General features: G+C 28.5%; 23 protein-coding genes and 1 tRNA gene. 6 read left to right on the top strand and 18 right to left on the bottom strand.

Annotated elements, in window-relative coordinates:
* Positions 1–2: 2 nt before the first annotated feature.
* The 12 genes from ACY2RX_RS13435 to pdxA all read right to left on the bottom strand — a co-directional run bounded on the left by ACY2RX_RS13435 (position 3) and on the right by pdxA (position 9,410).
* The gene (locus ACY2RX_RS13435; protein WP_490104496.1) at positions 3–899 is read right to left on the bottom strand and encodes an aldose 1-epimerase; all 897 of its coding nucleotides are present in this window, start codon (positions 897–899) and stop codon (positions 3–5) included.
* Positions 900–1,898: a GntR family transcriptional regulator gene (locus ACY2RX_RS13440; RefSeq protein WP_490104497.1), complete on the bottom strand. Its 999-nt coding sequence runs from the start codon at positions 1,896–1,898 to the stop codon at positions 900–902.
* 466 nt (positions 1,899–2,364) lie between these two features.
* Complete coding sequence (locus ACY2RX_RS13445; RefSeq protein WP_490104498.1) at positions 2,365–3,078, bottom strand: LytR/AlgR family response regulator transcription factor; 714 nt, start codon at positions 3,076–3,078, stop codon at positions 2,365–2,367.
* 18 nt (positions 3,079–3,096) lie between these two features.
* Positions 3,097–3,411: an Hpt domain-containing protein gene (locus ACY2RX_RS13450; RefSeq protein WP_490104499.1), complete on the bottom strand. Its 315-nt coding sequence runs from the start codon at positions 3,409–3,411 to the stop codon at positions 3,097–3,099.
* 27 nt (positions 3,412–3,438) lie between these two features.
* The gene (locus ACY2RX_RS13455) at positions 3,439–3,846 is read right to left on the bottom strand and encodes a response regulator (RefSeq protein WP_490104500.1); all 408 of its coding nucleotides are present in this window, start codon (positions 3,844–3,846) and stop codon (positions 3,439–3,441) included.
* A gap of 122 nt (positions 3,847–3,968) precedes the next feature.
* Complete coding sequence (locus tag ACY2RX_RS13460) at positions 3,969–4,418, bottom strand: Lrp/AsnC family transcriptional regulator (RefSeq protein ID WP_490104501.1); 450 nt, start codon at positions 4,416–4,418, stop codon at positions 3,969–3,971.
* A 92-nt stretch (positions 4,419–4,510) separates the two neighbouring features.
* Positions 4,511–5,848: an acetyl-CoA carboxylase biotin carboxylase subunit gene (accC, locus tag ACY2RX_RS13465; protein WP_490104502.1), complete on the bottom strand. Its 1,338-nt coding sequence runs from the start codon at positions 5,846–5,848 to the stop codon at positions 4,511–4,513.
* A 71-nt stretch (positions 5,849–5,919) separates the two neighbouring features.
* Positions 5,920–6,396 carry an acetyl-CoA carboxylase biotin carboxyl carrier protein gene (gene accB, locus ACY2RX_RS13470; protein WP_490104503.1) on the bottom strand — a complete coding sequence of 159 codons (477 nt, stop codon included), beginning with the start codon at positions 6,394–6,396 and terminating at the stop codon, positions 5,920–5,922.
* A gap of 25 nt (positions 6,397–6,421) precedes the next feature.
* Positions 6,422–7,417 (bottom strand): beta-ketoacyl-ACP synthase III, encoded by a 996-nt coding sequence (locus ACY2RX_RS13475; protein WP_490104504.1) that lies wholly within the window; start codon positions 7,415–7,417, stop codon positions 6,422–6,424.
* 154 nt (positions 7,418–7,571) lie between these two features.
* On the bottom strand, positions 7,572–7,766 hold the full coding sequence (gene rpmF, locus ACY2RX_RS13480) for a 50S ribosomal protein L32 (RefSeq protein ID WP_490104505.1): 195 nt from the start codon (positions 7,764–7,766) through the stop codon (positions 7,572–7,574).
* A 1-nt stretch (position 7,767) separates the two neighbouring features.
* Complete coding sequence (locus ACY2RX_RS13485; protein WP_490104506.1) at positions 7,768–8,304, bottom strand: YceD family protein; 537 nt, start codon at positions 8,302–8,304, stop codon at positions 7,768–7,770.
* Positions 8,305–8,363: 59 nt separating this feature from the next.
* Positions 8,364–9,410 (bottom strand): 4-hydroxythreonine-4-phosphate dehydrogenase PdxA, encoded by a 1,047-nt coding sequence (gene pdxA, locus ACY2RX_RS13490; protein WP_490104507.1) that lies wholly within the window; start codon positions 9,408–9,410, stop codon positions 8,364–8,366.
* Between the two features lie 58 nt (positions 9,411–9,468).
* Here pdxA and ACY2RX_RS13495 point away from each other — a divergent pair, with 58 nt between their 5' ends.
* Positions 9,469–10,053 (top strand): riboflavin synthase, encoded by a 585-nt coding sequence (locus ACY2RX_RS13495; protein WP_490104508.1) that lies wholly within the window; start codon positions 9,469–9,471, stop codon positions 10,051–10,053.
* On the opposite strand, the gene ACY2RX_RS13500 is transcribed toward ACY2RX_RS13495, so the two are convergent.
* The 3 genes from ACY2RX_RS13500 to ACY2RX_RS13510 form a co-directional block, all read right to left on the bottom strand.
* On the bottom strand, positions 10,043–10,225 hold the full coding sequence (locus ACY2RX_RS13500; protein ID WP_490104509.1) for a PID-CTERM protein-sorting domain-containing protein: 183 nt from the start codon (positions 10,223–10,225) through the stop codon (positions 10,043–10,045). The two genes, ACY2RX_RS13495 and ACY2RX_RS13500, sit on opposite strands and share 11 nt — an antisense overlap.
* Before the next feature lie 96 nt (positions 10,226–10,321).
* Positions 10,322–10,395, bottom strand: a tRNA-Ile gene (locus ACY2RX_RS13505).
* A gap of 62 nt (positions 10,396–10,457) precedes the next feature.
* Entirely contained in the window at positions 10,458–11,462 is a 1,005-nt protein-coding gene (locus tag ACY2RX_RS13510) for a polyprenyl synthetase family protein (protein WP_490104510.1), read from the bottom strand.
* 94 nt (positions 11,463–11,556) lie between these two features.
* Here ACY2RX_RS13510 and ACY2RX_RS13515 point away from each other — a divergent pair, with 94 nt between their 5' ends.
* Genes ACY2RX_RS13515 through ACY2RX_RS13530 form a run of 4 tightly spaced genes read left to right on the top strand, consistent with a single transcriptional unit; the run spans position 11,557 to position 18,000 of the window.
* Complete coding sequence (locus tag ACY2RX_RS13515; RefSeq protein ID WP_490104511.1) at positions 11,557–12,156, top strand: TetR/AcrR family transcriptional regulator; 600 nt, start codon at positions 11,557–11,559, stop codon at positions 12,154–12,156.
* Between the two features lie 6 nt (positions 12,157–12,162).
* Positions 12,163–13,569 (top strand): TolC family protein, encoded by a 1,407-nt coding sequence (locus tag ACY2RX_RS13520; RefSeq protein ID WP_490104512.1) that lies wholly within the window; start codon positions 12,163–12,165, stop codon positions 13,567–13,569.
* A gap of 10 nt (positions 13,570–13,579) precedes the next feature.
* Positions 13,580–14,719: an efflux RND transporter periplasmic adaptor subunit gene (locus ACY2RX_RS13525; RefSeq protein ID WP_490104513.1), complete on the top strand. Its 1,140-nt coding sequence runs from the start codon at positions 13,580–13,582 to the stop codon at positions 14,717–14,719.
* A 2-nt stretch (positions 14,720–14,721) separates the two neighbouring features.
* A complete protein-coding gene (locus ACY2RX_RS13530; RefSeq protein WP_490104514.1) occupies positions 14,722–18,000 on the top strand; it encodes an efflux RND transporter permease subunit in 3,279 nt (1,092 codons plus the stop codon).
* Positions 18,001–18,071: 71 nt separating this feature from the next.
* Here the strand turns inward: ACY2RX_RS13530 and ACY2RX_RS13535 are convergent, their stop codons facing one another.
* Entirely contained in the window at positions 18,072–20,303 is a 2,232-nt protein-coding gene (locus ACY2RX_RS13535) for a DUF8693 domain-containing protein (protein ID WP_490104515.1), read from the bottom strand.
* Between the two features lie 55 nt (positions 20,304–20,358).
* Between ACY2RX_RS13535 and ACY2RX_RS13540 the strand changes: the two genes are divergently transcribed.
* Positions 20,359–20,832: a regulatory protein RecX gene (locus tag ACY2RX_RS13540; RefSeq protein WP_490104516.1), complete on the top strand. Its 474-nt coding sequence runs from the start codon at positions 20,359–20,361 to the stop codon at positions 20,830–20,832.
* Positions 20,833–20,934: 102 nt separating this feature from the next.
* On the opposite strand, the gene ACY2RX_RS13545 is transcribed toward ACY2RX_RS13540, so the two are convergent.
* Both ACY2RX_RS13545 and ACY2RX_RS13550 read right to left on the bottom strand, forming a co-directional pair.
* On the bottom strand, positions 20,935–21,450 hold the full coding sequence (locus ACY2RX_RS13545) for a nuclear transport factor 2 family protein (RefSeq protein ID WP_490104517.1): 516 nt from the start codon (positions 21,448–21,450) through the stop codon (positions 20,935–20,937).
* The gene (locus tag ACY2RX_RS13550) at positions 21,447–22,100 is read right to left on the bottom strand and encodes a hypothetical protein (RefSeq protein WP_490104518.1); all 654 of its coding nucleotides are present in this window, start codon (positions 22,098–22,100) and stop codon (positions 21,447–21,449) included. Before ACY2RX_RS13550 ends, ACY2RX_RS13545 begins: the two co-directional genes overlap by 4 nt.
* Positions 22,101–22,206 lie beyond the last annotated feature (106 nt).

Genomic DNA, 22,206 nt, shown 5'->3' on the forward strand with positions numbered 1-22,206 from the left:
ATTTAAGCTGTTTTGATATTTACTTTCCAAGCAACTAAATATTCCTTACCCTGTTCTAAAACTTGTAATCCTATCTTGTTATTAAAACTGTTAGAAATTCCTGTCATTGGTTCTATTGCAATTACAGGTTTATCTTTTGGTGTGTAAACTTGCAGAAAGTTTTCTTTAGTATCTGTTGTTATTTCTAATTGATAATTTGGCGTTGTAAACCCAACTTTATAATCTTCTAAAACAAAACAATTATCAAATTGTTTGTCTTCGATTTTAAGAGGATTTTCGGTAGTAAAATCGATAATTTCTTTTGTGATTAAATTCTTGTCAAACTCAATTTTTTTATCACTTTTAAAAGATAAAAAACTGTTAAAAATATCTTCACTTACAAAATACGGATGCCATCCCAAAGTAAAAGGAAAAGGTTTTGTATCTGTATTTTTTATTTTAACAGCCAATTCTAAACCCTTTTCTGAAAGCGTATATTTTAAAACAACATCATAAGTAAAAGGAAATCCTTTTGATTTATTTTTTTCTTGGTAACGTAATTTTATGGAAGATTTTTTAGCGCTAATATTTTTTTCTATCAATTCAAAAGTTTTATTATAAATTAATCCATGAAGTGCATTTTTTCTTGAAGATTCATTACAATTAAACTGATAATTTTTACCTTTAAAAGAATATTTTCCTTCTTTAATTCTACTTCCAAAAGGAAACAATATTGATGATGCATAAGAATCTGCATATTCAAAATTTGGTTGTTCTTTAATTATAAAGACATTGTCAAGTTTTAAATCACATATTCTTGCGCCTTCATTTAAAGAAATCTTTGCTTTTGTAGATGCATTTGCATTTGAAATTTCTATATAGCTTAAACCTCTGTATTTAGTTTTTTTAATGTTATACATTCATATTGAATTTCTTACAATTAATTTGCTTGGGTTTTCAATTTTTTCTTGCTTATTATTCAAAATCATTTCTGCCAATTTTTGCCCCATCAACTTAAAATCGGTAGAAATGGTGGTAATCCCGTTTTCTACAATTTCTTTTAACATTGTATCATTAAACGAAATAATGCCTATATTTTTTGCTAAAATTAGCTGTTGTTCTTTTATTTTTTTTATAATTCTAATCAGGTTTCTATCATCTAACAATAGGTATATTTCTCCTTTTTGTGGTGTTTTATTATTTAATGTTGATATAACTTGGTTCTGAATTTTATACTGAAAACAAAATTCTTTAAATCCTTTTAAAATTCCTTGAGGTTGTTTTTCTTCGGAAAAATTTAGAATTAGTTTTTTATATTTTTTTAGGGTTGGTAATATTTCTAACAATCCATTAAAAATATCTTTTTCGAAGTTTTGATAAATAGCCGCGTAATTTTTTAATTCTTTTGGTAATTGATCTAAAATATACACCTTTTCAGCTGGTAATTTTTTAATGCTTTTTTCAGTACCCACAAGATTAGCAGGCATAATTACATAATAACTGTAGTTGCCAATATTATCGTTTATTAACTTATTAAAAATATTATTATTAAAGTGATGAAAGAAAATATCTACCTGTACATTATCTCCTAAATTCTGTAAAAATGAATTGTACAAGTCTTCTTTAAACGAATTTAATTCATCGAAAAGTAAAAATATTTTTTGTTCAACTTGTATGTCTTCGCTAGAAACATAATACCCTTTGCCAACTACAGAATGAATAATTCCTCTGTTTTTTAATTCGTTAAAAGCAGCTAAAACAGTATCTCTAGATAATGCATTTTCTTTTTTTATAACATTTAAAGAAGGCAATTTATCTCCTTTTTTTAACACCCCGTTTACAATAGCTTCTTCTATAGAAGCAACAATTTGTTTGTATTTAGGAATTCCAGATTGTTTTTGTAGTGTTAAAATTTCCATTTTACAAATGTATAAAATTTCAACTTAAAAAACAACTAGTACGAACTGGTACGGTTTTAATTATATTTATGAATCTTTATCAAAAAAAAATTGAAAGATAAAAGATTGTTATTATTCTTTGTAGAATGAAGAAAAATATAGTCTGGTTCTGCTTTTTTATTCTGAAATAGAAAGGAAAAAAATGCGTTTTTATTACGGTTATTTTAAATGAGAAATGGTATAAATAATAAAAACAAAAAACTTAGTTAAACAAAAAAAGAGTCAATTTTAAAAAATCGACTCTTTTTATTTCAATCTATAAATCCCCCAACTTATGATTGATTATTTTTAACCTAAACTAATTAATCTCTTGCTATTAATTATATATCAAATTTACATCTGATATAACTATTTTAGAAAAAGTTTCGATAAAAGTGTTTAGAATATCGTTAAAAAGTAATTTTTAACAGATAAATGGTAAGCTAAATTATAACAAGTTTAATCTTTTCATTAATTCACCTTTATTAGACCTACTAATAGGAATTACACTTTTCTGAATTAAAACGCTATTATCTTCTATATCAATAATTTCAGAAATATTAATAATATAAGAGCGATGTATTCTTAAAAATAATGAAGATGGTAATTTATCTTCAATCTTTTTTAATGTAGAATGTACTATATAATTTTTTTGTTCTGTTTTTATGCTAATATAATCTCCTTTTGCTTCAACAAAACAAATGTCAGCAATACTAATTTTAATAAGCCTTCTATCTACACTTACATAAATAAAGCTAGCTTCAGTTTCATTTTTAGAAGTTTTATTACTATTATTAGAAGTGCTTTTTTTATCTAATATAGATAATTTATGTAAAGACTTTTCAAATCTTTCTTTAGTTATAGGTTTTACTAAATAATCTACAACACACTCATATTCAAAAGCTTCTAACGCAAAGTTTTTATCTGAAGTAGTTAATATTATTTTTGGAGGAGATTTTAATGTTTTAATAAAATCGAAGCCAGAAAAGGTTGGCATATGAATGTCTAAAAAAATTAGATCTATATCATTAGAATTCAAATACTTTATGGCATCTATTGCAGAACTAAATTCTTCTTTAACAAATAGTTGCTTAAAGTTGTTACATAACTGATTTACAATTAATCTTGCAGTAGCATCATCATCTATAATTATACAATTCATAGTAATTTAGAGGTAATATTAGCACCCTAAATATACATGAATTTTATTAAGAATTTTAAAAAAATCTGAATATAGTTCTGTATTACCTTTTCTGAGTTGGTTTTCGAAAGCTGAAGCAACTTCTAAACTTTTTGGCATTCCTAATATACTTATCTTATGTTTAATTTTATGAACATTATTTGCAGACTTCTCAAAATTTTTATTTTCAAAATTCTCTTTAAAAAGAGAGGCTTCTTTTGGAAATTCTTTTTTTAAAATATTTATAATACTTTCTTCAAAAACAATATCTCCACCTGAGAGCTCTTGTATATAATTTAAATTGGGGGTTTCCATATTAATTAAATTGGCTTTAAAATTCTACTAACAAATAAGTTCATTTTGATTCCAGTATTTTAATAAAGATTTTACCTTTTTAGAATATTTAGAATATTCTGCGGGTTTGGTAAAATAACCAGAAATTCCGAAATCGTAGCATTTTTTTAATTCGCTATTATCATCTGAATTAGACATTATAATAATAGGAATACTCTTATACTTACGATTTGCTTTTAATTTTTCTAGAAGTTCTAGCCCGTTCATTTCTGGCATATGCAAATCTAAAACAATAATATTGAATATGTTTTTTGGGATAGATAAAAACTTTAAAGCTTGTTTACCATTATTAGCTTCAACAATAGAACAAGTATAACTAAGGTTTTTACAGACTTTTTTAAACTTCATTCTTTCAATTTCATCATCATCAATTAGTAAAATAGAGAGGGATTTCATTTAATCTAATTTATTTTGTTTGATGTTGTAAAAATCAACAAATAAATAATATCAAAAAATTTTGTTAGTCTATTTGCTTAAAAATCTCGTTAAATGGTAAAGTTTTACTGTTTAAATATTTATCATATAAATAATTGTCTATCAATTTGTTGGTTTAGAGAAACAAACGATTCGAATTTAGAGACTCCGTTAATCGTTTTAATTTTAGTATCTAAAACGCTCATTAAATCTTCATTATTTTTACATAACACTTTAATAAATATTGTAAAATTACCAGTTGTATAATGACTTTCTAATATTTCTGGAACCTCTTTTAATCTTTTAATTATTGATAACATTACTGCAGTTTTTTCTAAATATAAACCAACAAAAGCAATGGTAGTATATCCTAAAGACTGTTGGTTTATTTTCATATAATAACCATCTATGAGTTTAGATTTTTCTAATTTCTTTAATCTTTGATGAATTGCAGCTCCAGAAATACCAACTTCTCTGGCAATACTGAGTATTGGTGTTCTTGCATCTTTTACCAAACTTCTGATAATTTTTTTGTCAATTCCGTCAATCTTCATATTTTATTCTTTAACTATAAAGATAAAAAAAATAGAGAACACATATTGTATTCTCTATTTTTATCTAAATTTTAAACTAAACTATTGTTTATTTATTTCATTTCGAAATCTTCCATAAACTTAGTTGTATAATTCCCAGCAACATAATCTGGATGATCCATTAATTGTCTATGAAAAGGTATTGTTGTTTTTACACCTTCTATTACAAACTCGTCTAAAGCACGTTTCATTTTATTAATTGCTTCTTCTCTTGTTTGAGCAGTAGTAATTAATTTAGCAATCATAGAATCGTAATTTGGCGGAATCATATAACCATCATAAACATGGGTATCAATTCTTACTCCATGGCCTCCTGGAGAATGAAAAGTTTCTATTTTACCTGGAGCTGGTCTAAAATTATTATACGGATCTTCTGCATTAATTCTACATTCTATTGAGTGCATCTGTGGGTAATAATTCTTACCAGAAATTGGCACACCTGCAGCTACTAAAATTTGTTCTCTTATTAAATCGTAGTTTACAACTTCTTCAGTTATTGGGTGTTCTACCTGAATACGCGTATTCATTTCCATAAAGTAGAAATTTCTATGCTTATCTACCAAAAACTCAACAGTTCCTGCGCCTTCATATTTAATAAATTCTGCAGCTTTTACAGCTGCCTCTCCCATTCTTTTTCTTAAATCATCAGTCATAAAAGGAGATGGTGTTTCTTCTGTTAGTTTTTGATGACGTCTTTGAACCGAGCAATCTCTTTCAGATAAATGACAAGCTTTGCCAAAAGAATCTCCTACTATTTGAATTTCTATATGTCTTGGCTCTTCAATAAGCTTTTCCATATACATATCATCATTACCAAAAGCTGCTTTAGACTCTTGTCTTGCAGAGTCCCAAGCTTCTTTTAAATCTTCAGGTTTCCAAACAGCACGCATTCCTTTACCACCACCACCAGCAGATGCTTTTAACATAACAGGATATCCTGTTTCTAAAGCAACTTTTTTACAATCTTCAAAATCTACAATTACACCTTCACTTCCAGGAACACAAGGCACTCCAGCAGCAATCATAGTCGATTTTGCATTTGCTTTATCTCCCATTTGGTCAATCATATCTCCAGTTGCTCCAATAAACTTAATTCCATGTTCTTCACACAATCTAGAAAATTTAGCATTTTCAGAAAGAAAACCATAACCAGGGTGAATTGCATCTGCATTTGTAATTTCTGCTGCTGCAATTATATTCGGCATTTTTAAGTAAGATTCAGAACTAGGTGCTGGACCAATACAAACTGCTTCGTCTGCAAATCTAACATGCAGACTTTCTTCATCTGCAGTAGAATAAACAGCCACCGTTTTAATGCCCATTTCTCTACAGGTTCTAATAACACGTAATGCTATTTCGCCTCTATTGGCAATTAATATTTTTTTAAACATAGTATAAAAATTATGAATTATAAATTGTGAATTACGAGTTTTAAAATTCGTAATTCATAATTCGTAATTATTTATGATGGGTCTACTAAAAATAAAGGTTGATCAAATTCTACAGGAGTAGCATCATCAACTAAAATTTTAACTATTTTACCTGATACTTCAGATTCTATCTCATTAAATAATTTCATTGCTTCTATAACACAAACTGTATCTCCTACAGAAATTTCTGAACCTACATCAACAAAATTTGGTTTATCTGGTGCTGGTTTTCTGTAAAACGTTCCTATAATTGGAGATTTTACTGTGATGTATTTAGAATCATCACTTTCAGCTTTTGGAGCTGCATCTTCAGGTGCAGCAGGTTGTGCTGCAATAGGCGCAGCAACTTGCGGAACTCCAGCCATTGGTGCAGCTTGTACAATAGTTGTTTCTGTTTTTGCAGAACCCGTTCTAATAGTAATTTTTACATCTTCCATTTCTAACTTTACCTCGCTTGCGCCAGATTTAGCTACAAATCTTATAAGATTTTGAATTTCTTTAATATCCATACTTCTTATTGTTTAGTTGTTGTTATTATGAATTATACGCCCATTTTACAAAAGCAGCTCCCCATGTGAAACCGCCACCAAATGCAGCAAAGATTAGATTATCTCCTTTTTTTAATTCTCTTTCATAGTCTGCTAATAAAAGCGGTAAAGTAGCTGATGTTGTATTGCCATATCTATGAATGTTCATCATTACTTTTTCTGATGATACTCCTACTCTATTAGCTGTAGCCTCAATAATTCTTTTATTTGCTTGGTGTGCAACTAGCCATTGTATATCTTTTTCTGTAAGATGGTTTCTAGTTAGCATTTTTTCTGCTACATCTGCCATATTAGAAACAGCATATTTAAATACAGTTTTTCCTTCTTGATACACAAAGTGTTTATTCTGCGCAACAGTTTCTTTGGTGGGTGGCATTATAGAACCACCTGCTTCTATTCTAAGAAAGTCTCTTCCTATTCCATCACTTCTTAAAAACTCATCTTGTAATCCTAAACCTTCTGTATTTGGTTCTAATAACGTAGCTCCTGCACCATCACCAAAAATAATACAAGTTGCTCTGTCTGAGTAATCTATAATTGAAGACATTTTATCTGCTCCAATTAAAAGCACTTTTTTATATCTACCTGACTCTATATAACTAGATGCTGTAGACATACCATATAAAAAACTAGAGCAAGCTGCTTGTAAATCGTAAGCAAATGCATTTATAGCTCCTATTTCTGTTGCTACATAAGCTGCTGTGGCAGCAACTGGTAAATCTGGTGTAGCTGTTGCTACAATTACTAAATCTATTTCTTCTGGATTAGAGTTTGATTTTTGCAATAAATCTTCTGCTGCTTTTATTGCCATAAAAGAAGTACCTAAGCCTTTTCCTTTAAGTATTCTTCTTTCTTTAATACCTGTTCTTGAGGTAATCCAATCATCATTTGTATCTACAAGCGTTTCTAACTCTTTGTTTGTTAATACATACTCAGGAACATATTTTCCAACTGCTGTAATTGCTGCAGTAATTTTTGCCATAATTTTAGTTGTTTTCCATATAGTTAGGAGAATCAAAAGTAATGAATTTTATTACACTTTTTCAGTTAAAATTCATCAAAAAAGAGAACTTTTAACTAAAAAAAGCAAAAAAACCCTCAATAATGAGGGTTTTTAAAAAACTTTTGATTCTTTTTTATGCTTCTGCAGCAGCAGATTCTAATACTACTTGACCTCTGTAGTATAGTTTACCTTCATGCCAATGTGCTCTGTGATATAAATGTGCTTCACCAGTTGTTGGGTCTGTAGCAATTTGTTGAGCAACTGCTTTATAATGTGTTCTCCTTTTGTCTCTTCTAGTTTTAGATATTTTTCTTTTAGGATGTGCCATTTTATGTCTTTTTTTCTGTTATTAAATTCTTTAATTTATCCCACCTTGGGTCTGTTTTTTCAACAGTATTTACTTCTTTTATTTCTAATTCTTTTAACTTATTTAACGTTTCTGATTGCATTGTACCATCTAAAACTTTTGGATGAACTCTTTTATTTGGAACTGATAAAATTATCATTTCATAAATAAACTGAGCAACATTAAATTCATACGCTTCGTGTGGTAAAATTAATATTTCCTCATTATCATCGTTAAATTCTGGACCAAATTTTACCACTATTGGCAAAGTAGATGTTATTTCTTGATTGAATAACTCACTTGTAACATCACAAGGAACTTCTACAAAACCTTTTGCTTTAAAAGTTAACTCAAATAAAGTACTTTTTTTTACAAAATCTAATGATACTTTGATTGATGAGTTATTATATTCATCAAAATTATAAGCTTCAAAGAACGTGTTGTCAATTTCGTATTCAAATAAATGTTTTCCTTCTTTTAATCCTACAAACTGTATGTTGAATTGTTTTAAGTCTTTCATTACCAAACATCAATTGAGCGTGCAAAGATATAAAAAAATATTATTTTACAATCTTTTCTTTAAAAAGAATTTTTCTTTACTAAAAGAGGGTTTTTCGATAACTCATTATACTCTTTTCTTGTTTTAAAAACCTGAATAGCAGTAAATAATGCTTCTTTAAAAGAAGAAGGGTTTGCTAAGTTTTTTCCTGCAATATCAAAACCAGTTCCATGATCTGGAGAGGTTCTAATTTTGTTTAATCCTGCTGTATAATTAACTCCATTACCAAAAGACAATGCTTTAAAAGGAGCTAAACCTTGGTCATGGTAGGTTGCTAAAACACCATCAAATTGCTTATACGTTTCTGAGCCAAAAAAACCGTCTGCAGCATAAGGACCAAAAACTAATTTGCCTGATTCTTTAATTTCATTAATTGTAGGTCTTATGATTTCATCATCTTCTTTACCAATTACACCTTTATCTCCACAATGTGGATTTAAAGATAAAACCGCAATTTTAGGTTTGCTAATTCCAAAATCTTTAACCAAAGAATTAGACATCGTATCAACTTTTTCTTTAATTAATTCTGGAGTAATGGTTTCTGCCACTTTAGAAATAGGAATATGCCCAGTAATAAGCCCTATTCTTAATTCATCTGTCATTAAAATCATTAAACTTTTACCGTCTAAATTTGCCTCTAAATATTCTGTATGTCCTGGAAAATTAAATTCGTCAGATTGAACTGTATCTTTATTGATTGGTGCAGTTAATAAAACATCAATTTTACTTTCTTTAAGCTCTTTTACAGCAGCAGACAAAGACTTTGCGGCATAACTACCAGATTCTTTGGTAGCTTTTCCTAATTCAATTGCAACTTCTTCTTTCCAAATATTTAACACATTCATTTTAGTGTGATTTATCTGATTTAAAGAAGTAATTCCTTGAACAGGGACTTCTAATTTAAGTGCTTTTTTATGATAAGAAACAACTTTAGAACTTGCAAAAATTACTGGAGTACAAAAATCTAGCATTCTCTTATCTCTAAAGGTTTTTAGAATTACTTCTACACCAATTCCATTTAAATCTCCAATCGAAATTCCAACTATAATTTTATCAGATTTATCCATAGTAACTCTTGTTTTATTCCTATTTTTGAACATACAAAAGTAACTAAAATTTACAGATATGTTTACAGGTATTATTGAAACTCTTGGCACCATTACAAACCTTGTTAAAGAACAAGAAAACATCCACATAACCGTTAAAAGTAGTTTTACTAATGAATTAAAAGTTGATCAAAGTGTAGCACATAATGGTGTTTGCTTAACTGTAATTAACATTCATAAAGATGAATATACTGTTACCGCAATTAAAGAAACTTTAGATAAAACAAACCTTGGTGACTTATCTGTTTCTGATACTGTTAACTTAGAAAGAGGTATGAAATTAGGAGATAGATTAGATGGACATATTGTACAGGGACATGTAGATCAAAAAGGAATATGTACAAATATAAAAACAGCAAAGGGCAGTACTGTATTTACCTTTTCTTACGATTCTACAAATGGTAATATTACTATAGAAAAAGGATCTATAACAATAAATGGAGTGAGTTTAACTGTTGTAAACTCTAAACAAAAAGAATTTAGTGTTGCAATTATACCTTATACTTTAGAGAACACTACTTTTAAAAACATCTACTTAGGAGATTTTGTAAACCTAGAATTTGATGTAATTGGTAAATATGTTAGTAAATTAACTAACTCTTAATTTTTTTTACTCCGAAAATAATACCAGAAATAATTAAAAAAACTAAACCTCCATCTAAAGGAAGTCCAGGTGGTGGTGGTGGTGGCACAGGTGGTGGCACCACTTGTCCGCTAATAGCGAAACTAAATAAAAGCATTATAAGCAATAATGCTAAATGTATTTTTTTCTTCATTTTATCCCCCCAGATTAAAACTTTGAAACTATTTAAATTTTTTATTTAATTACAAATATACCATTTTATACATAATTATGAGTAAAAAAATAAAAGTGGTCCCACTTGGGCTCGAACCAAGGACCCTCTGATTATGAGTCAGATGCTCTAACCAACTGAGCTATGGGACCAATTATGTGGCTGCAAATGTACTATTAATTTATAGATATTTAAAAAAGAAAATTAAAAAATTCTACACTGACCTATTCATTAACCATAAGCCAAAATTCTTTAACTCTTTTTTTCTAATATTATTGATATTTAAAGTAGCTAAAGTTTTAAAAGATTTCTCTGTATAATTTTTAATCTGCTCTTTTATTAAATCAGGAATATCATTTAACTCAAAAATTCGTTTTACTTCTGTTATTTTTATTGAATTATCGCTCAATTTTTGCTTGTAAAAATATTGTAATTTCTTTTTATCATCTTCATTTGCAACTTCTAAAGCTTTTAGATACAAAAATGTTTTTTTATTTTCAATGATATCTCCACCAACTTGTTTTCCAAAAGTTTTTGAGTCTCCAAAAGTATCTAAATAATCATCTTGTAGTTGAAATGCTATTCCTAAATTTAATCCAAAGTTATAAATTAAATCTTCATTTTCTTTTGATGTTTCTGCAACAATAGCTCCCATTTTTAAAGCTGCAGCTACTAATACAGATGTTTTTAAACGAATCATATTAATGTATTCATTTATAGTAACATCATTTCTTGTTTCAAAATCTACATCTAATTGTTGACCATCACAAACTTCTAAAGCAGTTTTGCTAAAAAGCTGAGCTAATTTTTGAAAAACAATAGGTTTATAGTTTTCAAAATATTGATATGCTAAAATCAACATTGCATCACCAGAAAGAATTCCTGTATTAATATTCCACTTTTCATGAACAGTTTCATTGCCTCTTCTTAAAGGTGCATCATCCATAATATCGTCATGAACTAATGTAAAATTATGAAAAACCTCTACAGCTAAAGCAGCTGGCATTGCTTTTTGATAATTGTCAGAAAAAATATCAGCCGCCATTAATGTTAAAATAGGACGCATTCTTTTGCCTCCTAACTTTATTATATAATCTATAGGCTCGTATAAGTTTCTAGGCTCTCTAACCCATTTTTTAGATTCTAAATAAGTAATAAAATCTTTTTGATAGTGTAAAATATTCAAATCTGTAATTTTTGGTAAAAATAATGTAAACATTTTTTTTATTTCTACTGAAATGTTAAAATTTCATCAAAACTTTGGAAACTTTTTTTGTTTCTAAAGTTTCCTTCTGTATATTTGCACTCAAATTATGAAAGAAAAAATAATACAAAAATCTAACGAACTCTTCTTAAATCTAGGTTTTAAGAGTGTTACTATGGATGAAATTGCAAGCTCTCTAGGAGTATCCAAAAAAACAATTTACAAACATTTTAGAAATAAAACAGAACTTGTAGGTGCCGTTACAAATTATATGTTTGATATTGTTAGTTGTGGTATAGATGGTATTTGCGACCAAAAAAAGAATCCTATTGATGAAATTTTCTCAATAAAAAGATATGTTCTAGAACTTTTAAAGAATGAAAAATCATCACCTCAATACCAGCTTCAAAAATATTATCCAAAGATATATGCATCTTTAAAGCAAAAACAGTTTCATATTATGCAAGACTGTGTTATTGAAAATTTAAAAAACGGAATTAAATCTGGATTATATAGAGACACCATTGATTTAGAATTTATTTCTAGAATTTACTTTAATGGAATTACTGGCATTAAAGACAAAGATCTTTTTCCACTTAACAACTATTCTATGAGCACTTTAATGAACTATTATTTAGAATACCATTTAAGAGGAATCTGTACTGAAAAAGGAGTTGAACAATTAGAAAACCAATTAAAACAGCAATAAAACATTATGAAAAAAATAATTCTGGTATGTTTAGTTACTAGTTTTTTCTTGGCAACAAATGCACAAGAAAAAACAATAAAACTTTCTCTTAAAGAAGCCATTAATTTTGCGATAGAGAATAGTTATAATACCAAAACTGCTAAAAACGATATTAAATCTGCCAAGAAAAAAGTTTGGGAAACAACCTCAATAGGATTGCCTCAAATTAATGGTAAAGTAGAATATCAAAACTTTTTAAAACAACCTGTATCTTTATTACCAGCTGCTGCTTTTGACAATACTGATGCTGTTATTAAAACTGTTGAAGACTTTTTTGGTTTGAAAGCCACTGGAAAACCAACACCACCTGAAGGCTTTTTTCCCTTAACTTTTGGTACAAAACAAAATATGAATGCATCTATAACATTAAGTCAATTATTATTTGATGGTTCTTATTTAGTAGGTTTACAAGCTTCTAGAACTTTTTTAAAAATTTCTAAACAAGCTAACGAAAAAACAGAATTATTGACAAGAGAAGCTGTTATAAATGCTTATGGAAATGTTTTGGTTACAGAAAACAGCATTTCTATTTTAGAAGGAAATATTAAAATCTTAAAGAAAAATTTAAATGATGCAAAAAAAATCTACGAAAACGGATTTAACGAAGAAGAAGATATAGAGCAACTAGAAATTACTTTAGGCAACTTAAAAAGTCAATTAAATAGTGTAAAAAGAATGAAAGCAATTGCATACCAAATGCTAAATCTTTCGCTTGGAAACTCTATTAATACCAAGTTAATTCTAACTGATTCTTTAAGTTCGTTGGCAGAAAACAACATCAACTTAAAACTGGTTTCTGATACTTTTAACTTCACAAATCATATTGATTATAAAATTGCTGAAAATGATAGAGAATCTAAACGTTTATTAATGCGTTTAGAACAAAGTAAAGCTTTACCAAGTTTGAGCGCATTTTTAAATTATGGGGCTCAAGCCAATTCTAATACTTTTACGTTCTTAAACAGCAAACAACAATGGTTTGATTCTTCAATATTAGGAGTTAATTTAAACATCCCAATATTTAGTAGTTTTGGGAGAAAGGCAAAAGCTGCACAAGCAAAAATAGCTTTAGAAACCGCAGATTTACGTTTAGAAGAAACCAAACAAAGGTTAAACCTACAAGCAAAAAAAGCTAAAAGCGATTATCAATTTAGTATCGAAAATTACAACACCGCAAAGAAAAATGTTGGTTTGGCAGAACGCATAGAAAAAAAGCAACGCATTAAATTCTTTGAAGGAATTTCATCTAGTTTCGATTTATTACAAGCTCAAAATCAATTATACACACAGCAACAAAACTATATACAATCTATGTTAGATGTAATTGCTAAAAAAGCAGCATTAGAAAACGCATTAAACTTACCAATCAAATAAATATCAAGCAATGAGAAAAATATATACATTATTAGCTATTACTATACTTTTAGTTTCTTGTGGCAAAAAAGAAAAAGTTTCTAAAGATTTACAAACTCTTTTTAACCAAAAAATAGCTTTAAAAAAGCAAATAGACAGTTTAAATACAAAACTAAAATTTGTTGAATCTGAAATTTCTAAACTAGACACTCTAAAGAAATTAATTACAGTAACTATATTTAAACCTGAAATTACAGAATTTAAACATTACATAGAAGTTCAAGGAACTGTAAAAGCAGATAAAAGTGTTGAAATAAATCCTGAAATGGGAGGAACTGTATCAAAAATATTTGCTAAAGAAGGACAAAACATTAAAAAGGGTACTATTTTAGCTCAATTAGATGCATCTATTATAAACAGTAATATTGCTCAAATTCAAACACAATTAGATTTAGCAACTACTACTTTTGAAAGACAAAAACGCTTATGGAATCAAAAAATTGGAAGCGAAATGGAATTTTTACAAGCAAAAGCGCAAAAAGAAGGTCTTGAAAATAATATGAAAGCATTAAAAGCTCAGGCTAAAAAAATGAAAATTATTGCTCCTTTCTCAGGAACAATAGACCAAGTTTTTGCTAAAGTTGGTCAATTGGCTTCACCTCAAATGCCTTTTTTAAGAATCGTAAATCTTGACAAAGTTTATATAGAAAGCGAAATTACAGAGTCTTATTTAAAAGATATTAAAAAAGGAACAGAAGTTATTGTTAGCTTTCCTAGTTTAAACAAAGAATTTAACTCTAAAATTGCTCAAGTAGGTAATTTTATCAACCCTAACAACAGAAGTTTTAAAACAAGGATTGATATGCAAAATAAATCAAGAGAATTAAAAACAAACTTATTTGCAGACATTAAAATAAATGATTTTTCTGCTAAAGGAATTGTTATTCCTTCAAAAGTTATAAAAAAAGACAGTAAAGGAAACAATTTTGTTTATACCACTGTTACCAAAGATAATGTAACAACCGTAAAAAAGTCTTTAGTAAACATTGGCAAAGAATTTAACAACCAATCTTACATTTCTGAAGGATTAACAGAAAAATCTTTAATCGTAAATAAAGGAGCGTCCCTTATTAAAAGTAATGAAGAAGTAATTATTGCAAACAAAAAATAATTATGGGTACAGAAAAAATAAAAGAATTTAAACTGTCTAGTTGGGCAGTTTCAAATAGGGCAACTGTTGCTGTTATAACCTTCATTATAGTCTTAAGTGGTTTACTTTCTTATATGAGTATGCCAAGAGAAAATTTCCCTGAAATTGTTGTTCCGCAAATTTATATTGCAACTCCATACCCAGGAAATTCAGCTTTAGATGTAGAAAAATTAATTACAAAACCTTTAGAAAAAGAAATCAATTCTATTACAGGAGTAGATAAAATAACATCAAACTCCATTCAAGGTTTTTCTAGTATTCAAGTAGAATTTACGTTTGATATTTCTCCATCAGAAGCATTACAAAAAGTAAAAGACAAAGTAGATATTGCAATGTCTGACAGTGATTTTCCTACAGATTTACCTACAGACCCAAGTGTATCTGAAATGAATTTTTCTGAAATGATGCCAATAATGAATATCAATCTTTCTGGTGAATTCTCTATGGATCAGCTTAAAGAATATGCAGAATATTTAGAAGAAGAAATAGAAGAATTACCAGAAATTTCTAATGTAGATATAAGAGGAGTACAAGAAAAAGAAATAGAAGTTGCTATAGATTTATACAAATTAGAATCTTCTAAAATAAGTTTTACAGATGTAGAAAATGCTATTGCATTTGAAAATATGAGTATTTCAAGTGGAGATATTTTACAAAACGGTGTTCGAAGAAATGTTAGAGTAATTGGTGAATTTTCTGATCCAAAAGAGATAAAAAATATCATTGTAAAACAAGAAAAAGGAAATATTGTGTACTTAAGAGATATTGCAGATGTTTCTTTTAAAGAACAAAAAAGCGAAAGCTACGCAAGAGAATATTTACAGCCTGTAGTTATGTTAGATGTAAAAAAACGAGGTGGAGAAAACCTGTTAAATGCATCCAAAAAAATTGATAGAATTATTGCAAATGCTAAAGCAAACGTTTTTCCTAAAAACTTAGTTATTTCTAAAACAAACGACCAATCTAACGATACTAAAACAATGGTTTCCGACCTAGAAAACAGTATCATTTTAGGGGTAATTTTAGTAGTATTAGTGCTTTATTTCTTTTTAGGATTTAGAAATGCATTGTTTGTAGGAATCGCCATTCCTTTATCTATGTTCTTATCTTTTACCATATTAAGCTTTATGGGAGTAACTTTAAACACAATGGTACTATTCTCTCTCGTTATTGCTCTTGGAATGTTAGTTGATAATGGAATTGTGGTCGTAGAAAATGTCTATCGTTTAATGGATGAAGGTTATTCTAGAATACAAGCTACAAAATTGGGTGTAGGTGAAGTTGCAATGCCAATTATTGCGTCTACTGCAACAACATTGGCTGCATTTTTTCCTTTAATGCTTTGGGAAGGAATTATGGGAGAGTTTATGAAATGGCTGCCAATTACTTTAATTATTGTATTAAGTTCTTCACTTTTTATGGCATTAATAATCAATCCAATGCTAATTTCTCTTTATATGAAAATAGCACCCAAAAAAGAAGGTCGAGTAAGTCCACTTAACAAATTAGAAAACAAATACGAACAAACTTTAAACTATGTTTTAAAAGGGTTTAAACCTTATTTGGTTGTAATTGGCACCTTCTTCTTACTTGCTTTGGCAGGAATATTAATGAATGTTTTCCCTCCAAAAACGTTATTCTTTCCAAACACACAAGCAAAACAAGTATTTGTATTTTTAGAATATCCTATTGGCACAGACATTGAACAGACCAATGCTGTTTCTAAAGAAATCGAAGGTAAAATTGAAAATCACTTAAAGAAATATGAAGTAAATGGAAATAATTTCTTAATTACCTCAGTTATTGGTCAAGTAGGTGCAGGAACATCAGACCCATCACAAGGGCAACAAGGAGGTACAACACCTAACAAAGCAAGAATTACTGTCGATTTTGTAAAATTTCAAGACAGACAAGGAATTAGTACAGAACAAGTATTAATGGATATTAGAAAATTACTAAAAGGATATCCTGGTTTAACAATTGTTGTTGATAAACCTGCAGACGGACCTCCAACTGGCGCACCTATAAACATAGAAATATCTGGTGATGATTATGATCTGATTCTAAATACAGCCAACAACTTAAAAAACTTTATAAATAAAGCTAGTATTGGCGGGATTGAAGAATTAAAACTAGACATTGACCAAGGAAAACCTGAAATGCTTATTAATGTCGACAGACAAAAAGCGAGAAGATTAGGTGTTTCTACTGGTCAAATTGGTACAACTTTAAGAACTGCTCTATATGGTAAAGAAATATCAACATATAAAGATATTAATGATGATTACCCTATAAATATTCGTCTAAAAGAAAAATATAGATACAGCAAAGATGCTTTGTTAAATCAGAAAATTACATTTAGAGACCAAGGTTCTGGTCAAATTAAGCAAGTCCCTATTTCTGCCATTGCCAAAACTCAAAATTCTTCAACTTTTAGCGCGGTAAAAAGACTTGATTTAGAAAGAGTTGTTACCCTATACTCTAATGTTTTGAATGATTACAATCCGACTTTAGTAAATGATGATATAAGAAATAAAGTAAAAGATTTTACAGTACCTAAAGGCATATCTATAAGCTTTACAGGAGAACAAGAAGAACAAGCTAAAGAAATGGCTTTCTTAAGTAAAGCTTTGTTAATAGCTGTAATTCTAATCTTTTTAATAATGGTTGCTCAATTTAATTCTGCTACGACTCCAATTATCATCTCAATTTCAGTATTATTAAGTTTAATAGGTGTTTTATTTGGATTGTTAATTTTTAGAATGGATTTTGTTATTCTTATGACTATGATTGGTATTATTTCTTTAGCAGGAATTGTAGTAAATAATGCCATTGTTTTAATAGACTATATTAACCTAATAATGAGTAGAAAAAAACGTGAATCTAATATGGAAAAAGATAAATATTTATCTAAAAAACAAATTTTAGAAAGTGTTATTGAAGGAGGTAAAACACGTTTAAGACCAGTGCTTTTAACAGCTATTACTACCATATTAGGATTATTACCTTTAGCTTTAGGAATAAATATTAATTTTAAAACCTTATTTACAGAATTTGATCCTAATTTTTATATTGGTGGAGAAAATGTAGCCTTTTGGGGGCCAATGGGATGGGCAATTGTTTTTGGATTAACCTTTGCAACATTTTTAACTCTAATAGTTGTACCTATATTATTCTACATATTTACTACTGTTAAATTATGGTTACATAATAGAAAAACAGCAAATAAAAAGTTGGCTTAAAAATTGATTTAATTTTTCAGAAAAAAAGGGTTGGGATTATAATAATTTCAACCCTTTTTATTAGACAATAATTAGTTTTTATAAATTTTCTTTATATGTATCTTTCCGTTTTCTAAAATAGTTTTAACTACAAGAATAGAACTCGAATTTATTATAGATGAATTTATTTTTAATGTAGCTAAATTATTATTTTTAGAAATAAGTCTTTTACCCAACAAATTATAAATTACAACATTTTTAATAATAGTATTATTTACAGATTTTATAATTAGATTATTATTATCCTCTTTAATAACTATTTCATTAAATAACTGATTTTTATCAATATTTAAAATAGAAGCATCAGTATCTATAATCAAATTAAAACGGTTGTTAAAATTTCCTGTTTTATCGGTTGTAAAAATATAGTCAGAATGCTTTAAATTATGTTTTATACTCAAGAGTTGATCCTCTAAATAAATAGTAGAATTTTCTAACTTACCTTCAAAATTGTTTATTGAAATTTTAAACTCACCCATTTTATTAGAAGAAAAACCTAATGGTATTATTTCTTTTTCTTTTAAATTAGATTTTCCTTGAATACCATAATGTTTGTCATTTAAAATAGAGTAAAAATTTAAACTTGTTTTACCTAAAAATCGAACACCATCATACTTACTGTCTTCATTATCAGTAGCATCATCAAAAAAACCAATTAAAATTTGACTAAAAGACTTCTTGTTTGTCATATTTAACCAAATTCTATCTCTTTTCTTTTTTTCTTTTTTGGCTCCTTTAAAAAAGGATGTATTATTACCAGAAATTCGCATAGAATTTGTAAAAAAATCACCTACTGTACTACTAGAAAGTGCTTGTACAAAAAAACCTTGAGCAGATGCAATATTGCCATCTGGAGCAGCCCCTCCTGTAGTTGCAGCAGTTCCCCCACTAGAATTGTACATTGCATAATCATCTTCTGTATTATCTGCTGTACCATCTTCAACTGTATTATGCGTCCAAAAATAAATTGTACCACCAATTGAGCTATTATTATCAGTCAAAAAAGTATTTGCAGAAATTGCTGATGGATATGGATTTCCTACCAAATTCCAGTCATTATCTGCATCTCCATCAGAACTAAAACTTAATGCCACAGAAATATTTCCGTTATTAAAAGGAGCTCCATCAAAAGTTGCAGTTTGCGCTCCAGGATATGAAGCTCCAGAATTTGGACCTTCTAACGAATACCCTAAACCTGGACTCATAGAAGTTGCGGAATTTCCTAAAACCCAACTTTGAGTACCTGCATTAAAAGAATAATATAAGTGTGCATCTGAAGCAACTGCTGAAAAAGATTCTGAAGTTAATGGAGAAGACCAATAAGTAAAAACGTGTCTAGAAGACTGAGAAGTTGTTGTTCTTTTTACAGTATAATCTGTGCCCGAATTTACTCCGTTTTTAGATACTTGTACCACAGAACCTCCACTCTCTACAACTATAGATCCGTTATTGGTAATGTTGTCTTTAACAGTTACTGTTCCTCCTGAACCAATAGTTAAGGTTTGAGAAGCATTTACTGTACAATTACAAGTGGTAAAATTTCCGTTAGAAGAAGTATTATAACCTCCATTTATTATTGCTGTAAAATAATCTGCTCCTGCAATACTCCAAGAACTTCCATCCCAAGTTGAAGATGAATTAAAAGTTCCCGTAAAGTTTTGGGTAGTACTATTACTACTAGTTGCAGTAGAACCACTATTCCAATTAGCTTTATTACAAATATTAGAAAGAATTGTGGATCTAGAACCAGACAATGAACCTGAATAAACCACATTATCTACTTCTTGTATTGCAACTGCATTTGTACCATTGGTAAGACTAGAAGGCAAGCCTGAGTTTCTTGCTGAAGTTGCACTAGCTTGCCACACACCTGCTCCGTCGTTATTTATAGCAAAAATAAATGTTGGCGAAGCTGCTGTACCTTGATAAGCAAAAATTTGATCTCCATTACCACCAAGATTAAAATCTGCAGTAGGTATACTTACTGTAATTATATCTCCGCAAGAAACGGCGCTTCCTGCGGTCCAAGTGTGAGGTACATCTGCTTCTCCTGTTCTAAAAGCTGGGGTGCCTGTTGTAACCCAACCATTGTCTGTAAAATTAATAGTTGTACCAGGTTCCATACTTGTTAAAGCTAAAAATTTTAATACTTCTGGATCTCCATCAGAATTATACTGAATAATTGCAATGTCTCCTGCCGATAAAGTTGTTTGTGAAAGCATTATATTTGATATAAAAATGCTTAGAAAAAGTATTTTTTTCATAATAAGGGGGAATTTTATTAAAGATACAAAAAAAATATTAGCTTAATAAAAATTTATGTTTTTTAAAAAAAGTTTAACTATTTCAGAGATTAAACACAAATTAGAGCAATATTGTGTTTATCAAGATAGATGCCATAAAGAAGTGGAGCAAAAAATGAAGGAATATAATCTTATTCCTGAAGCTAAAGAAATAATATTATTAAGTTTATTAAATAATAATTTTTTAAACGAAGAGCGTTTTGCTAAAAGTTTTGCGCGTGGAAAATTCAGAATAAAAAATTGGGGAAAACAACGCATTGTAAGAGAGTTAAAGTTTAGAGATATTTCTGCTTACAATATTAAAACTGCTTTAAAAGAAATTGACGAAGAAGAATATTTAAAAAAAATTTACAGCATTACAGAAAAAAGAAATGAGGTTATTAAAGAATCAAATATTTATAGAAGAAAGAAAAAATTAATCAATTTTTTAATGCGAAAAGGTTATGAAACTGAGTTAATTTATAAAACTATAAATGAGGTTCTTTCTTAAAAGTTAGCAAATAAGTTTAGCCCTGATTGAGCGGTTTGTTTGAGCTCTTTTGAGGAACGAAAAAAGCGAGTAGCGAAAGCAGGAAATAGCTGCAAAAAAAAACTACTTCTTAATCTTACTTAAAAATATAGAATCGTTTTTCTTTTTGACTTTAATAACTGCCTGAACATCGTTATTTGGTATTTCTATAGACAACACATAATGTTTAATTTTCCAAGATTTGTTTTTGTTTTCTAAAACTCCAGAACCTCTACAAGTTCCCATCCAAGTTGTTAACAACTCATCAAACCAAACAAAATTTTTAGATTCACTTACATAAATACTTCTCTCTAAAGCTTTAAAGTTCCAAGCTTTACCTCTATCAAAATAAGGTTTGCTAAATTCAGAAAACTCTTTCTTGGTCCAGTTTTCTGATGCATCTGTACCTATGTAAACAGAAAGGCTATCCATTTTACCAAAATAATCCTTGTAATTTGCATCTGATGCAGCTTTATGCCAATCATTTAATAAAGTATTTACTTCCGTTTTTATTTCTGAAACATCTTTAGTGATTATTTTATCTTTTTTACAAGAAAATGTACTGATTAAAACTAAGAGTAAAACAATTATTTTTTTCATTGATTGGGTTTTAACAGTTTTTTTCTAGGTTTTCTAAGAAAACCATTCTTCTTTTTTAATATTTCTTCTTCTTCAAGTTTTTTGCCAATAGATTTTTTAGTAATGCTATCTATTTTTGTAGAATCTAAACCAATAAAATTAAAATCTACATCAACCTCTTCTTCAAATTTCTTTTTTAAGAGAATTGTATTAATTTTAGAATTAATAGAAGAAAATGTTGTAATTGTTTTATCTATTTGTAGATTTATTTCATCTGCAGTTGCTGCAGGAATTAATGTAATGTCTGCAAGACGTAAAGCTTCGTTATAAAACACATTTATTCTTGCATTTAAAGATGGCATATCAAATAATTTTGGCTTTACACTATCTTTTAAATTTTTTGTTAAGTCTCTTAATTCTAAAGCATTTGTTAATGCTTCTTTAGGTGATACGTTTTCGAACTTTTGTAAAAATGAGTTTATTGTTTTTAGCTCTTCCCAATCTTTTATTTCGTTCTTAAAAGTTGCAGAAACTGGCGCTATTGTTCTATGTTTTTTTACAACACTTAACAATGGTTTTTCAACTTTAGTTTTGCCTAAATTATCTTGATTCTTTTTTCCACAAGAAAAAATACAAGTTAAAATTAACAGTAAATAGATGCTTTTTTTCACAGTATAAATAAAAGGTAAAAATACATAATTTAACAGGACTTCTTATCATTTTAAGAAAACACTAACAAAAATCACTTTTTAAAACCTTTTTTTAAAAAATATTTAT

This window comes from Polaribacter sp. 2405UD43-2, from assembly GCF_058147125.1.

Bases quoted from the DNA above. Each gene is read 5' to 3' on its own strand.
- ACY2RX_RS13435 (WP_490104496.1), bottom strand. From the start codon at position 899: ATGTATAACATTAAAAAAACTAAATACAGAGGTTTAAGCTATATAGAA.
- ACY2RX_RS13440 (WP_490104497.1), bottom strand. From the start codon at position 1,898: ATGGAAATTTTAACACTACAAAAACAATCTGGAATTCCTAAATACAAA.
- ACY2RX_RS13445 (WP_490104498.1), bottom strand. From the start codon at position 3,078: ATGAATTGTATAATTATAGATGATGATGCTACTGCAAGATTAATTGTA.
- ACY2RX_RS13450 (WP_490104499.1), bottom strand. From the start codon at position 3,411: ATGGAAACCCCCAATTTAAATTATATACAAGAGCTCTCAGGTGGAGAT.
- ACY2RX_RS13455 (WP_490104500.1), bottom strand. From the start codon at position 3,846: ATGAAATCCCTCTCTATTTTACTAATTGATGATGATGAAATTGAAAGA.
- ACY2RX_RS13460 (WP_490104501.1), bottom strand. From the start codon at position 4,418: ATGAAGATTGACGGAATTGACAAAAAAATTATCAGAAGTTTGGTAAAA.
- accC (WP_490104502.1), bottom strand. From the start codon at position 5,848: ATGTTTAAAAAAATATTAATTGCCAATAGAGGCGAAATAGCATTACGT.
- accB (WP_490104503.1), bottom strand. From the start codon at position 6,396: ATGGATATTAAAGAAATTCAAAATCTTATAAGATTTGTAGCTAAATCT.
- ACY2RX_RS13475 (WP_490104504.1), bottom strand. From the start codon at position 7,417: ATGGCAAAAATTACTGCAGCAATTACAGCAGTTGGAAAATATGTTCCT.
- rpmF (WP_490104505.1), bottom strand. From the start codon at position 7,766: ATGGCACATCCTAAAAGAAAAATATCTAAAACTAGAAGAGACAAAAGG.
- ACY2RX_RS13485 (WP_490104506.1), bottom strand. From the start codon at position 8,304: ATGAAAGACTTAAAACAATTCAACATACAGTTTGTAGGATTAAAAGAA.
- pdxA (WP_490104507.1), bottom strand. From the start codon at position 9,410: ATGGATAAATCTGATAAAATTATAGTTGGAATTTCGATTGGAGATTTA.
- ACY2RX_RS13495 (WP_490104508.1), top strand. From the start codon at position 9,469: ATGTTTACAGGTATTATTGAAACTCTTGGCACCATTACAAACCTTGTT.
- ACY2RX_RS13500 (WP_490104509.1), bottom strand. From the start codon at position 10,225: ATGAAGAAAAAAATACATTTAGCATTATTGCTTATAATGCTTTTATTT.
- ACY2RX_RS13510 (WP_490104510.1), bottom strand. From the start codon at position 11,462: ATGTTTACATTATTTTTACCAAAAATTACAGATTTGAATATTTTACAC.
- ACY2RX_RS13515 (WP_490104511.1), top strand. From the start codon at position 11,557: ATGAAAGAAAAAATAATACAAAAATCTAACGAACTCTTCTTAAATCTA.
- ACY2RX_RS13520 (WP_490104512.1), top strand. From the start codon at position 12,163: ATGAAAAAAATAATTCTGGTATGTTTAGTTACTAGTTTTTTCTTGGCA.
- ACY2RX_RS13525 (WP_490104513.1), top strand. From the start codon at position 13,580: ATGAGAAAAATATATACATTATTAGCTATTACTATACTTTTAGTTTCT.
- ACY2RX_RS13530 (WP_490104514.1), top strand. From the start codon at position 14,722: ATGGGTACAGAAAAAATAAAAGAATTTAAACTGTCTAGTTGGGCAGTT.
- ACY2RX_RS13535 (WP_490104515.1), bottom strand. From the start codon at position 20,303: ATGAAAAAAATACTTTTTCTAAGCATTTTTATATCAAATATAATGCTT.
- ACY2RX_RS13540 (WP_490104516.1), top strand. From the start codon at position 20,359: ATGTTTTTTAAAAAAAGTTTAACTATTTCAGAGATTAAACACAAATTA.
- ACY2RX_RS13545 (WP_490104517.1), bottom strand. From the start codon at position 21,450: ATGAAAAAAATAATTGTTTTACTCTTAGTTTTAATCAGTACATTTTCT.